The sequence below is a fragment of the Anaerocolumna sp. AGMB13025 genome (genome assembly GCF_029689925.1).
Taxonomy (GTDB): Bacteria; Bacillota; Clostridia; order Lachnospirales; family Lachnospiraceae; genus Anaerocolumna.
Genome location: NZ_CP121445.1, coordinates 1,951,007 through 1,965,510 on the forward strand (window position 1 = coordinate 1,951,007; position 14,504 = coordinate 1,965,510).

The 14,504-nt window shown below is 39.6% G+C and carries 6 protein-coding genes; 5 read left to right on the top strand and 1 reads right to left on the bottom strand.

Going from position 1 to position 14,504, the window contains the following annotated elements; all coding sequences use genetic code 11:
• Window positions 1-57: 57 nt before the first annotated feature.
• On the bottom strand, window positions 58-981 hold the full coding sequence (locus QA584_RS07915; RefSeq protein ID WP_278273972.1) for a phage tail tip lysozyme: 924 nt from the start codon (window positions 979-981) through the stop codon (window positions 58-60).
• Window positions 982-1,239: 258 nt separating this feature from the next.
• Here QA584_RS07915 and QA584_RS07920 point away from each other — a divergent pair, with 258 nt between their 5' ends.
• From QA584_RS07920 to QA584_RS07940, 5 genes are all read left to right on the top strand, one after another.
• On the top strand, window positions 1,240-2,391 hold the full coding sequence (locus tag QA584_RS07920; protein ID WP_278273973.1) for a GntR family transcriptional regulator: 1,152 nt from the start codon (window positions 1,240-1,242) through the stop codon (window positions 2,389-2,391).
• Between the two features lie 694 nt (window positions 2,392-3,085).
• The gene (locus QA584_RS07925; RefSeq protein ID WP_278273974.1) at window positions 3,086-5,101 is read left to right on the top strand and encodes a GxGYxYP domain-containing protein; all 2,016 of its coding nucleotides are present in this window, start codon (window positions 3,086-3,088) and stop codon (window positions 5,099-5,101) included.
• A 352-nt stretch (window positions 5,102-5,453) separates the two neighbouring features.
• Window positions 5,454-6,494, top strand: a complete 1,041-nt coding sequence (locus tag QA584_RS07930) for a substrate-binding domain-containing protein (RefSeq protein WP_278273975.1) — start codon at window positions 5,454-5,456, stop codon at window positions 6,492-6,494.
• A 515-nt stretch (window positions 6,495-7,009) separates the two neighbouring features.
• On the top strand, window positions 7,010-9,619 hold the full coding sequence (locus QA584_RS07935) for an HD domain-containing phosphohydrolase (protein WP_278273976.1): 2,610 nt from the start codon (window positions 7,010-7,012) through the stop codon (window positions 9,617-9,619).
• 414 nt (window positions 9,620-10,033) lie between these two features.
• Window positions 10,034-14,494: an InlB B-repeat-containing protein gene (locus tag QA584_RS07940; protein WP_278273977.1), complete on the top strand. Its 4,461-nt coding sequence runs from the start codon at window positions 10,034-10,036 to the stop codon at window positions 14,492-14,494.
• Window positions 14,495-14,504 lie beyond the last annotated feature (10 nt).

Genomic DNA, 14,504 nt, shown 5'->3' on the forward strand with positions numbered 1-14,504 from the left:
AGGAGTGATTTCCTTGGCCGATTTTTTGTGATTCAAGTATCTGGTAAGCGGTTGCTATTAAATTAATGTATTATACCAGTTCGTCGCCTGATTACCCCTTGTTTGATCCTGAGAAGCATTAGCCGGTCGTTCATAATTGTGCAAAAATACACAGGCAAGGTAATATGCACTTTCCGTAGAATGAGTGAATTGTGTGAACGTCATATTATATGCAGAGGTAGCATAAAACTGTAGACCTGCACTTACTTCATAGAGAATACGTTTTAGTTCACTGTCCATATCGGCAACCGGCAGATTATTGCTCTGGGCCCAATTGATATAATTCGTTGCTGGTGTCCATTGGACTAAGCCAAAACCACCGCTTAAGTTATTTTCATGCAGACCCTGCCATATACCTGGATTAATGGTACTTTCTGTCTGCATATTACCGAGCATACCGCACACGGCATTTTTGGTCCAACCCTTACCCCGCAAATAATCAAGGATATATTGGGCATTTACGGTCATTTGACTCTGTGTCAGGTAACTATTGCTGCAATAAATGGATCCGCCGCCTGTAGAAGGATACGAACTGTAGCCAAAAAGAAACTGCCAGGTAGTGGGACCGACGATGCCATCAGCCGTAATTCCCATCTTCTGCTGGAAAGTCCTCGCAGCGGTTGTTGACCCCGTACCAAATATACCATCCACAGTTATACTTTCAAATTTACTCAATAAATACTGAGCTGCTCTGGCTGCATAGTTGTTGGAACCGTTTTGTACTGTAACAATGAGTGCTGACAAAGTGTTTGCCCCTGCTACGCCGTCAGCGGTAAGACCTCTGCTGCTTTGAAAGTTGCTTACTGCGGTTTGGGTGCCTGAGCCAAAACTTCCGTCTATTGTGAGAGAATATCCTTGATAAGTCAGTAAGGACTGTAAAGCGCTTACATTTTTTCCTGAACTGCCTGTCTGTAAAACAGGCCAAGCTGGAGTTGCTGCCATACTATCTACCTACTTTCATAAATTTATTGAAGCACCCCTAAAATGTCGCGCGCCGTTTAAGAAGCTGCTTCTACAAAGTAAAGAGACAGACTTGTCCGAAATGTAAACTCTGTTTTTAAAATCAGGCACTTAAACAGAAAAGACTACAGATAATATTATTTTCGAACATTTTATTTTGTAATATTTTCCATAATTATTGTTTGTTTGTAATTCATCTGTTATAATTTATGTCAAATAAATACAGCAGATGCGGGTGAAATGATGAAAGAAATAAGCAGACAAGCCGTTGAAAAAAAGGCAGTCAGGGGAAGGGTTTCGGATACGCTTTACAATAGAGTGCGCAACGAAATATTAAAGATGATTATAGAAAAGCCGATCAAACCCAACGAGCTGATGCCTTCCGAAGGTGAAATCGCCGAAAAGTGCGGTGTAAGTAAGATGACAAGCAAGCTGGCCCTTAATTCTCTGGCGGAGGAAAATATTATTTACCGGATTCCCAGAAGGGGCAGCTTTTTGGCTGATGTGGACTTAAATAAGATCCGCAGTATGGTGGATGCCGATAATGTTATGAACAAAACAGCTTCCGGTACCAATTATTTAGCACTTGTTATTCCGAAGCTGGATTCATATTGCGGTAATATTGTAAGAGTAATATTGAAGACGGCAGCGGATCACAATTATCATGTTATAGTTAAATATACGGACGGAGTAAGCGAGAAGGAAGAACAAATCCTTTCTGAAATTGCAAGGGTGTCTGAAATCAGGGGGGTTATACTCTTCCCGGGAGATAATAACACCTGCGGAATTGAATTATTAAATTATAAGGTTCGTAATTACCCTATTGTTATAATCGACAGAGTCTACAAGGAAATTGACTTTGACAGCATATGCCATGATAACTTCCAGGGAGCAAAAGATGCGGTAAGCTATCTGATTCAAAAGGGTCATACCAAAATCGGGTTTATCTCTAAGAGTATCTCCAATGTAACCAGCCGTGAGGAACGCTATCAGGGCTACGTGACCGGTATGATGGAAGGAAATCAACATATCCGGAACGAAAGTGTTCTGACCAATGATACTACAGTCCTTACCGAGACGTTAAAAGAATATCTGATCAATAACAAAAATCTGACTGCTGTATTTTGTGCTGATGATTATATTGCGGTCTATGTCTATTATGCGGCCCAGTCCCTTGGAATACGCGTACCGGAAGATTTATCTATCATTGGTTTTACAGATAATGAGATACTTCAGTTTATACCTTTAAAAATGACAACGGTGAAGCAGCCAGTGGAAGAAATGGGTATTCTGGCGGTGAAAGTGCTTCTGGATAAGATTACTGGTAGTAATACATCGACAAGAACAATCAGAATTAAGACGGAAATTGTGGAAAGAGATAGTGTAAAATAGAAAGCGTAACAGTTCTATCATAAATGACAAGGTATGTGGAAAACAGTTTCACATACCTTGTTATTTTTATTAGAACTGTTTATCTTATGATATTAATCGGATTGTTTTTTCTATTTCCTGAAAATATAAAGTCAGAGTCAATCAAGACGACAAAATTACCTATAAATTCCATGTAAATGATTGACAAATTATTTGAAATGCAATATCATAAATATATTAGGTGGTATATATAAAATATCAGGTGATATATAAATGCTTTTGATAAATCCAGCGTTAGCAGAATGAAACGGACTAAATACAGGTGCAGTCGTTTGGACAAGTTGTCTAGAATTGTGCGGAAATGAGGCGATACTGATATCCATTTCACTTCAGGAGCCGCATCTTAATCCTTATACAAAAATCGATCGGATACCGGCAAAGCGACATCCTAGCATCATGGCGTGAAAGAAAACACTTTCACACTCATTATTATTAGAGCGAAAGGAGGGGTGGCAAAAATTTAATTAATATAGTTGCTTTCTATATGGAAAAATTATATTAGAAAGAAGGGGTTTATTATTCCAGAGCATGGCAGCAGTTGTTCGACAGATTGTACAGGAACATTGATAAGAAATTATATCAGCAATGACAACAAATGACGAGTGAGTATTGCATAATAATAATATTATTAAAACGAAAAAAGGAGGGTTTTTTAATGAAACCATTTAAGAAAATCAGTTGGATTCTTATGTTTAGTGTAATTATTTCGCTCTTTGCTTATACAGTACCGTCTAGTTCAGCGGTGACCTGGCCGACAAATCAATTTCTTCCGTCTCTTCCGGCACCGGCAGCAACACTTGATCTGATCAACACCGCCACCAGCAGGTCTTACGAGGGAGAAGGCAGTGAAGTATCTCATGGAACAGGACATAATGACGGGGATGGATGGCTGTGCCAATGCGGTATTGATGAAGCGAACCGCCATATGATTTATGGACCTTATGATGCTGGTATTCCGGCAGGTGAAGGTACGGTAGTCTATAGAATGAAGATAGATAATAATACCGCCGATAATTTAGCTCAGGTACATATCGATGTATACGATTCTACCACAGGTACTGTACTGGCTGAGCAGGATGTTACCAGGAAACAGTTTACAACTGCCAGTATTTATCAGGATTTCAGTCTTACCTTTAATAACCAGGCAGCAGGTAATTCTTTGGAATTCAGGGTTTACTGGTATGGACGAGCCTATATCAAAGTTGACAAGATTACATATAACTCCAAAGGCCTAAGTGAAGATGCCATCCTGTTTACAACTCTGAAAGGACTTGTAAATAAGACCCAGCCCCGAATTTATTCCTATGATAATAATACGATTAATGGGGAAGGCAAGTACACCTGGCTGAATGCTCTTAATCTTACGTATACTGAAGTCCCAAATAAAATGTCCCTGATCACCAAATATAGAAATGAAATTAGCGGTATTGTCGTATATGATGACCAGTATCCGGATACCATCAATCTGGCAACGACCATTGCAGGAGTTTCAAACGGTATAGCAGCCGCACCTTCCCAAGTAGCCGCACTTACCTCTGCACCGTATAATCTTCCGATTATCAAGGATCTGCGGGGGCAATTTAACAGTAAGCTTTCCGTATACCAATATCTATATAACAATTACTGGGCTTCCTGCACACATCGGGTTTTAATCGGTCTGAATCCCGATGCCCATAAAGGAACCATCCGGGATTATGCGATTGCCATGGGTGCTGCGGTAGTTTGGCTGGATCCTAATGTGTCAAGTGAAAATACCCTGTTAAGAAGTTTCCTGTCCTCTATGCCTGCGGGCTCTGCCTATATGGGCTGGTGGACGGAGGAACAGGCAGGTGTAATGCTGGCTTCGGAATATGGTATTTCTACAGTGGCCAGTGACTGGTCCACAAATTTATCGGTATTTGCAGGGATGTCCAGGACAGTAAATGTCAAACCGGTACCGGCAAAGCCTGAACTTAAGAACAAAATCTACTTAACCTTTATCCTGAGTGACGGAGATAACCTGCAGTATATGGAACATAGGATGAAACAGCTTTGGGACAGTTCTGACCGGGGCAGTGTACCCATTGGCTGGACCGTATCTCCGGCTGTACTGGATGCGGCACCTTCTATGCTGAATTACTATTATAATACCGCTACACCCAATGACTGTCTGATCAGCGGTCCGTCAGGAATTGGATATACTTATCCCAATTACTGGACTAACCAGAACGCTCTTAATAATTTTGTCAGTATGTCAAATGATTACTGCAGCCGTGCAGGGCTTAGGGTCATTACCATATGGAATACAATAACAGGCGGTATTAATACTAATGTAGGCGAAAGCTTTGCCGATCATGCACCGTCTTTATTAGGTCTGACAGCCATGAATGCAGGAGGACAGATAGATATATACAAAAATAGTCTGCCGGCTCAGAGACTGAATGCGACCTATTGTTATAATCAGGCTTCCCTGCAGATGGAAGTGAATAATGCCATTGCCGGATGGGATGGATCGGCGCCACGTTTTGTGGCAATTCAATGCGAGCCCTGGGATGTGACTCCTACCATTATTAATAATGTAGCCAGTACTCTAAACTCTGATGTTGTAGTGGTTAGAACCGATAATTACTTCCAACTGATGAGAGAGTATAAAGGTCTGCCCATAGACCCTTTTGTAGCTGTGACACCTTAAAGAGAATGAATTAGGAAGTAGGCTTTGTGTCAGTGTATTATCCGACAAAAAACATTTATTTCTGTACTGATTAGTAAGTACGGTGATGATATGTGGGATAATATGAACAAAACAAAAACTGCTTATATTAAGAAGTATAAACTCATGTAAATTGATGTTACCGTCTGAATCAGGATTTTTGGATTCAGACGGTTTTTTAAAACCTTCAATCTAGTGATGGTAATCAATTTAAGCTTAAAGGTTCTTGAAATGGCATATGAATATATTAAAAATTACTTGCATAAATTAAACCAACCAGACTTAGGGGACAGTTATATTTGGTGGATGCCAAATAAATCAACTGTAATGAACTATGAATAGAAGTTATAAATCAGCAACCGTTATTATGCTCATGGTATTCTTCGCATTCCTATTATATAGACCGGATAGTCCGGCAAAAGAAAATAAAATGGCAGTTACCAGAGTAAATCATTTATCCATTGAGACGTTAGAGCCTGTCGGCGAAAAACCAATTACGATTGGTTGGTCTGTATACAATAATTCTTATCAATTTTTTCACAGCATGCAGGAGGGAGTCCTTGCCAGAGCAGAAGAACTTGGTATGAAAGTGATTACCCATGACCAAAAAAGCAGTGAGGTGGAAATGATTACAGGAGCAATTAATTTAATCAGGCAGGGTATTGATGTATTAATAATTTCTCCTTTTTATCCACCTGCCATTCCTATAATTACAGAGGAAGCAAAAAAGGCGGGGATTCCGGTGGTCGTCGTTGATGTCGGAACTAGCGGTGCTGAGGTGGAAGCGTTTATCATTTCGGATTCCTTTGCCGGAGGGTCCTTAGCCGGGGAATATGCCTTGGAGTTAATAAATAAACATAACATAACCAGTAAGAATGCAGCAATTCTAAAGGTAGAAGAGACATCCACCTTTGCAAGACGCCGGGGAGATGCCTTTAAGCAAACTTTGACCGAAAACGGCTATGATATCGTTGCTGAGATAACTGCCAACTCTGAAACGACCCAGGCTTATGAAGCTATGAAACACATTTTAGAGTCATATGGTGATGATCTGGCGGTTGTATTCTGTGAGAATGACAGAATGGCTTTGGGAGCTGCACAGGCAATTACGGAAGCCGGAAAAACCGGTCAGATTATGGTTATTGGGTTTGATGGGGATCAGGCTGCTATTGATGCAATAAAAGCAGGACTCATGCAGGGTACCGTAGCACAGCAGCCATATAAAATGGGAGCTTTGGGTGTTGATATTGCAAAGAATGCCTTAACTGGCGGCAGAATCATATATGATGATGTGGAATCCAAAGAATTATATGTTGAAATTTATTTAATTGATGAAACCGGTGAACCAAGAAATTATTTTTCTCATAAACAGTGAAGTACTAACTTATTCCTGCAGTATCCAGCAGGTGATAAAAAATGGTAAAATTAGTGCATAATGTAATATTTTATCGTTTTATGTTGAAATAAAGTGAGCCTGGGTATATAATATATCCAAAATATGTTAGATTATGGATGAAATCCTATAATATGGATAAAACCCTATAATATGAATGAAACCCCATAATATGAATAAAACCCTATAATATGAATGAAACACTATACTATGGATGAAATACTATAATATGTATGAAACATTATAATATGGCTGCGTAACTTTAGTAATGAATACCGGCTGTTATCGGAGGAAATTTTACATCTATGTCAGTAAAAAGTAAAAGGCTGGATCAAAAAAACAGGTTAAAAGTTATAAAACACAGAATAATTTAATTATGAATAAAATTATAAATCCCTGTGGATATAATAAGACGGAGAGAGTCTATTATTGTATTTCCGGGATTTTTTTTACCCATTAGCTATAAAATAAGGATAATTTGAGGATAAGGAGACAGAATGATAAAACATTTACAGACAAGAATACTACTAATTATGATTCCCATCACTATGGTGGTAGTTTTTATTACTTATTGGTTTAGTATTAATATTGGAAAGAGTATTATCGATGTCCAGACAACATCCAAAATCAATGCCCAACAGCAGACACTGACAACCATGATAGAAAAAGAACTGGACAGTTCGAGAATGATTTCAGATAATATTGCAAAAATGGCTGGGAATACATACCGCAATACACAAATACCGGCTTATGAGAATATTCTGCGCTCGGCAGTGAACAATAATCCGTTTATCCTGGGTGCTGGAATATGGTTTGAACCTTATGAATATAATAAAAATTTAAAATATGTGGGTCATTATGTATACAAGAGAGATGACAAAACCATGGTGACCGATGAGTATGCAAATGAATCCTATGATTATTTATCCCAGGATTTTTACAGAGAAGCTAAGGAACAATTAGAAACTGTATTTTCAGAAGCTTATTATGATGAGTGGCTTGGGATGTATCTTATAACCTGCTCCAGTCCTGTTTTGGGTACAAAGGGACAGTTCCTTGGATGTATAACAATGGATATCCAGCTTTCTACCATGCGAAAGATGGTTAAGGACTACAGTGATACATATGGAGGAGAGGTATATATTGTTAATAAAGAGGGTAATTATTTAGCCCGCAGTGATGTCTCGCAGGTAAAAAACAAAGATAATATAACAGAAACAGAATCGGATTCTTATAATAATACGGTGAAAACACTGCTGCAGAGGGAGAGCGGGATAATTGATTATACAAAAGCAGGGAAGACAAGCCGGCTTTATTATTCTTCGATCCATCCATTAGGCTGGAAAATAATATATGAAATTCCGGAGAAGGAATTAAATCAACCACTGAATAAATTCAATACCCTGTTTTTTTATATGAGCTTAATCTCTTTGCTCCTGCCTTCCATAACGATATTTTATATTACTTCACACTATATTATCAGACCCCTTAAATATCTGGAAGAAGAATTTAGGTTGATTGGTGATAATGAATATAAGGAATTAGTTCCGGAGGCTTTAACAAAAAGGAAGGATGAATTTGGTCGGATTGGTCACGCACTTTTAGAAATGAAGCATAAGCTGCATCAATATCAACACAATCTGAATGAATCCATGGAAGAGTTAATTGCCTCAGGGGAAGAGATACAACAGCAGAATGAAGAATTGATTGATAAAGAAAAGCTGCTCTTAGATACATCACGGTACATAGCTACCCTAATCATGACTATCCCCGATATGATCTTTGTAATTTCTGAAAATGGAATATTCCTAGACGTTCAGGGAAATGAAAGGAATCTTTATATGCCGAAAGAAGAGTTTCTTGGTAAGCATATCAGTGAGGTACTGCCTACCTACATTGCGTATCACAGTGTATTAAAAATTGAAGCTGCTATTCAAACCGGTGAAATCCAGATTTTTGAATATGAACTAAAGAACGGAAGTGAAGACGGATACTTTGAAGTAAGAATTGCACCATTTCAGGAAGATAGGGTAATTGGGATTGTTAGAAATATTACAGACTCCCATAAGCGTATGAAAGAAGTTGAATATTTGGGACTGCATGATCAATTAACCGGATTATATAACCGCAGATATTTCGAAAATGCTCTTATAGCCCTTGAACGGGAAGAACGGTATCCGATGGGAATAGTATTTTCGGATGTTAATGGTCTGAAAGTAATCAATGATTCTTTTGGACATGATGTAGGTGATCTTCTCTTGAAAAAATACACTGAGGTTTTAAAAGATAGTAAAGAAGCAGACGAGGTGATTTCCAGAATCGGAGGAGACGAATTTACTATCATTGTCTATCAAAAGAATGAATCAGAGCTTAAAGAATATATAAAAAAAATAGAAGAGCGCTGCAGCAAAGAGAAGATTAATGGAATTACTCTGTCAATCTCCATTGGGTTTGGAGTTATCAATAACAAAGAAGATTTCGTTCAAGATGTTCTTAAATATGCGGAAGACCAGATGTATAAAAATAAATTATATGATGCCGACAGCAGGCAGAATGCAATTATTGATGTTATTATGAAGACGCTACAGGAAAAAAACCCCAGGGAAGAGCAGCATTCCCACAGAGTAGCGGAGTTGTGCGAGAAGATGGCATGCGAATTGGAGTTTACAAATTCCGAAATCCAGAAAATCAGGACAGCTGGTTTACTGCATGATATTGGAAAAATTGGGATTCCCGAAGAATTACTAAATAAACCAGGTCAGCTTACCAGGGAGGAATATGAAATTATTTGTAAGCATACGGAAATCGGACATAGAATTCTTCAGTCGGTTTCCCATGTTGCAGACATATCGGAGATTGTACTTTGCCATCATGAGAGATGGGACGGGAAGGGTTATCCAAAAGGCTTAAAAGGAGAGGAGATACCTTTGGTCTCCAGAATAATTTCCATAGCGGATACCTTTGATGCAATGACCAGTGACCGAAGCTATCGGGAGGCTTTGACCGAAGAAATTGCTGTAAAGGAACTCCTGCTTGGCAGGGGGAGCCAGTTTGATCCTTATTTGACCGATGTTTTTGTTGAGAGGGTACTAAAAAAAGAAATCTGAACTTATCTAAACTATTCAAACTTCGCAGTTATTTTTGTCTTGATATAATACTAACATTATACCGGATGCGAATACGGTAATTGAAAGCGATTCAATCGTTACGATTATGGGAATGAATTCGGATTTAAAAAGATTTCGTAATGTAAAATAATTAGGAACCTAATGAATGGGATGAATTATTTCAAAAAGGTATGGAAAAGAAGTACTGTTAAACTTCTTTTCCATACCTTTTTTGACAAAAACCCTCCTTTTGTAACAAATTTGCAACAAGTGATTTGATAAAATTTATGAGAAGTGTACCCTGATTAAAACTTTTCGCTTTTATTATTAATGATTAAGGGTAAGAGACAGAAAATAACTGGGGAAAGTCAAATAACAGGGACTACTTTTTAAAATAATTTTAAGGAGGAGTTCATGAAGAAAAAAAGATTTTTAAAAAGCTATATGTCAATTTTTCTATCTTTTTCACTGGTGCTTGGATTGCTGGCAGCAACACCAAAACTAACAGTTTTTGCAGACCGGCCGAGTTTAACTGTTGCGTACCAGACCTTAACAGGCGCAACAGAGGATAAACCTTATAATTTTAGTTATACAAATTTAGGTGTGGTAACCTCTGATCCGGATGGGGATACTGTCGATCTACTCATCCAAAGCATTGATTCTGGAACCCTTAAATATGGCGAACAGGTACTAAAAGCCAATGATAGGTTCCCCTACGGACAACAACTTACCTGGATACCAGAAGCTAATCGCAACGGTCTGGTTCCGGCATTTAAATTAGTTGTATGTGATAGTAATATGGAGTACTCGGATCCGGTACAAGTGAATATATTAGTCTATGCGGATAATAAAAATCCTACCGGAAGACCAATTATCACTGGAACTCCAATTGTGGGACAAACCCTGACAGCTGACACCACAGAAATTGCGGATGCTGACGGAATCGGTCCCTTTACCTATCAATGGGGGTATTATGATGGTGTTTTCATTACACCGATAGCATCAGCTACAAACAGCACCTATACTCTGACACCGGACGATGAAGGTAAGAATTTAATACTGCAAGTCAGATATACGGATGGGGGCGGAAGAATGGAGACGGTCAGCAGTGTCCATGTCTTATGTGAGGCAGCGCCAACGAATTCAGCATTAACAGCCCTCAAAACCGCGATTGATACCTATCATGGCGGAGAAGGTCATCTCCAAGCAGAGATAGACGAAGCTAGTAAGACGGTAACCGTAACCGGAAGAGTTTCATTTGCAGCCTCCAGTCTGGTACTTGACATTCCTGAAGATGTTACAGTCATTTGGAATGCAGAAATAGTTGCAGACGACGAATATGATATCAAACTGATCAGACTCACCGGTCAGGGAAACTTTGAGGTAGCTGAGGAAGGTCTGATTTATGTAACAGAGGGACTAGGCATATATGCCGAAGAAGATGTAGCCTCTGTTACAGTGAGTGGAGGTAGCGTATATTCAGGGTATGGATTTGGAATTTCAACAAATGGAGATACGGAGATAGAGGTACAAAGCGGAAAGGTTATTGGAGGAGAAAGGGGCATCAATGCTCTGGGCACGAATTCCATTATCCGTGTAAGCGGCGGTTTGATTACCTCCGAGGGCAGCCGTGCAATCCTGGCGAATGGCAATAATGCTGCCATTAATTTAAGCGGTGGTACGCTGATTGCCCGAACAGAATCAGCCCAAAACGTGGTATATACCAACAATCCAAACGGCCTAGATATTACCGGAGATACAGCAATAATTGCTTGGAATAAGGACGCTGGGAAGACAACCTATACAGCCGGAAGTACGGAACATATTGATCATATTCCGGAAGACTTAACCGTTGTATGGGCGGAAGTTGAAGACAATTATGGTATTATGTATGGATTTGACAATAATAACAGCTTCTATCCTGTAAAAGGTATTGTAGTTACTCCGGCACCGGCAACTGTCAGTGCGCTTTACGTTAGCACGGCACCAGATAAAATGAGTTATAATGCTGGGGATTCCCTTGATTTAAGCGGTCTTTCGGTGAATTTGACTAAGAGTGACGGCAGCGTTGAGAATGTGGCTTTGAAGGACTTTGAAGCCAATAATATTACAACCAGTCCGGCAAATGGAAGTGTTCTGGGGACATCGGATTCTGTCGTTACTATCACCCATACACCGACGAATAAATCAGATTCTCTGAATCTTAACGTTAAGTATACCTACAGCATATCAGTAACCTCTAATGGTCATGGAACGGGAAGTGCCAGCAGCTCTTTAGCGCCAACCGGGACTAAAATCACACTGACTGCCACACCGGATCCTGGCTATCATTTTGTTCAATGGGAGGTTATCAGTGGTGGAGTTACAATTACGGATAATCAATTCACAGTATCGGATGAAGCAGTACATGTAAGGGCGATATTTGAAGCGGATGAAGCAGTAAGTTATACCGTTACTTTTATGGACGATGGTACCATATATGCAGTCAGAACAGTGTCTGCGGGAGAATGTCTTAGTATTTCGGATTGGCCGGTAAAACCGGTAATGCAGGATTTTTTGTTTACCGGTTGGTATCTTAATCCATTAGGTACCGGCGACGAATTTAACTATGACTATGTGGTAAATGAAAACCTTACGGTATATACGTCCTGGTTATTTTCCCCCGGTCCAGGCGGTGATAACGGCGGAAACAACGGCGGAGAGAACAACCACAGTATTACAGTTTTAAATAACGGAAACGGTGTTGCTGTACCAAACCCTGTCACAGCAGTATCCGGAGCGGCTATTACATTAATCAGCAGTCCGGACCAAGGGTATCACCTCAGTCATTGGGAGGTAATTAGTCCAAGTGATCTGGTTATTACAGATAATAGATTTAACATGCCGGATACCGATGTAACTGTAAGGGCTGTATTTGTACCAGACGAAGCAGTTAAATACAAAGTTACTTTTATGAATGATAATAACATATATGCAGAAAAGTATGCAGCAGATGGCGAAAGTATCAGTAGTACAGACTGGCCTGAGGCTCCGACAAAATCCGGTTATACCTTCACTGGATGGTATTATGATAAGAACGGCAGCGGCGGTGACTTTACTCCTTCGTATATCATTCATGATAACCTTACTGTACATGCTACCTGGTCAAGGATAACAGGTCCTGGAGATGGAGATAACGGCGGAAACAACGGCGGAAACAACGGCGGAAACAACGGCGGAAATAACGGCGGAAATAATGGCGGAAATAACGGTGGGAACAACGGTGGAAATAACGGCGGAAATAATGGCGGAAACAACGGTGGAAATAACGGCGGAAACACACCAGGAAATACGTCTGGATCAACACCTGCCTCCGGTACGGAAACTATTACCGTTGATGTAAAGCAAGGAGATACAGATAGCATTGCTTCACAGATATCCATTGAAAGAACCACGAAGGAAGATGGGCAAAAATCAGATACCGTGACCTACCAGAACGAGAAAGCCTTAGAAACCGTAAATAAATTGAAAGCGGAAGGTAAAGATACGGCAAGAATCGTTATTCCTGATGAAAAGGATGAAGTATCGGAAACCCGTGTCAATATTCCGGCAGCTTCCTTAGAAACTTTATCAGATGGTAAGATACATCTTCAGATTGATACAGAAGAAGCAAAGATTAACCTGAGTAAAGAAACCTTAAAAAAGATCAGCCAGACTGCCAGCGAGGACCTGTATTTCCATCTGGTACCGGTTAAAAATGAAGGGCAGAAGGAAATAGTTAAAACCCAGGCTCTATTAGAAGCAGCACTGGTCAGCGGTAATAAAAACAGTAATATTGCCGTAATCGGTAATCCCATAACGATTGAAACAAACATGCCGTCCTCCGAAGCAGATATTACACTGCCTTTGACCGGAATTAAAATTCCAGCTAATGCAAAGGAAAAGGAAGCCCTGGTCAAACAACTGGCTGTATATATTGAGCATTCTGACGGTGAGAAAGAACTGGTTCAGGGAAAACTGGTGGAATACAAAGAAGGTGTATATGGAATCCGTTTTCATATCACAAAATTCAGTACCTTTACCATAGTTAAAACGGATGCTTTCACAAAATCCGCAGCTTGCGACATCACAAAAGTAACAGTACCCTCCAAAGCGATCATTAAGGGTAATACGATTACTGCAACGGTATCAAGCGGAATCAGCAGCCTTACGGTAAAAGCAGCCGTTAGTAAAAAAGCCTCCTGGAAGTTATATTCAGATAAAGCCTGCACAAAAGAAGTGAAGGCCGGCAAACTGAAATTGAAAACGGGTGTAAATACCAGCTATATTAAAGTAACAGCAGAAGATAAGACAACGAAAATTTATAAAGTTACTATCACCAGAGGGAAGTCCTCCAGTGCCGTCATTACCAAAGTAATCATACCAGAGAAAGCTGTGATAAAGGGGAATACAATAACAGCAGCATTAGGAGCTAAAACAACTTCCCTTACATTAAAAGCAGAGGTTAGCCAAAAGGCAGCCTGGAAACTGTATCTTGATAAGGACTGCACAAAGGAAATAGTAAACCGTAAGCTGGACATAAAAGAAGGTACTAATACAGTATATCTTAAAGTAACGGCAGAAAACGGAAAAAACAGTAAGATCTACACCATAAAGCTAACAAAAAAAGCAGAGCAATATAAGAGTCATATCCGCCTGGGATTAATTGGTAGTAAAGAATATGCAAAGGCTGTAGCTAATACTTTTGAACAGGAATATGACAGTGCCAATGTAGTAATTACAGAAAAAGGGAAATACTACCTGGTAACCATGGACTTTAAAGATAAGACTTCTGCAAAAAAAGCCTGTGAGGATATGATAAGCAGACAATACATCATAAATTATTATTTTGAATAGGATACAGGGA

Bases quoted from the DNA above. Each gene is read 5' to 3' on its own strand.
- QA584_RS07915 (WP_278273972.1), bottom strand. From the start codon at position 981: ATGGCAGCAACTCCAGCTTGGCCTGTTTTACAGACAGGCAGTTCAGGA.
- QA584_RS07920 (WP_278273973.1), top strand. From the start codon at position 1,240: ATGATGAAAGAAATAAGCAGACAAGCCGTTGAAAAAAAGGCAGTCAGG.
- QA584_RS07925 (WP_278273974.1), top strand. From the start codon at position 3,086: ATGAAACCATTTAAGAAAATCAGTTGGATTCTTATGTTTAGTGTAATT.
- QA584_RS07930 (WP_278273975.1), top strand. From the start codon at position 5,454: ATGAATAGAAGTTATAAATCAGCAACCGTTATTATGCTCATGGTATTC.
- QA584_RS07935 (WP_278273976.1), top strand. From the start codon at position 7,010: ATGATAAAACATTTACAGACAAGAATACTACTAATTATGATTCCCATC.
- QA584_RS07940 (WP_278273977.1), top strand. From the start codon at position 10,034: ATGAAGAAAAAAAGATTTTTAAAAAGCTATATGTCAATTTTTCTATCT.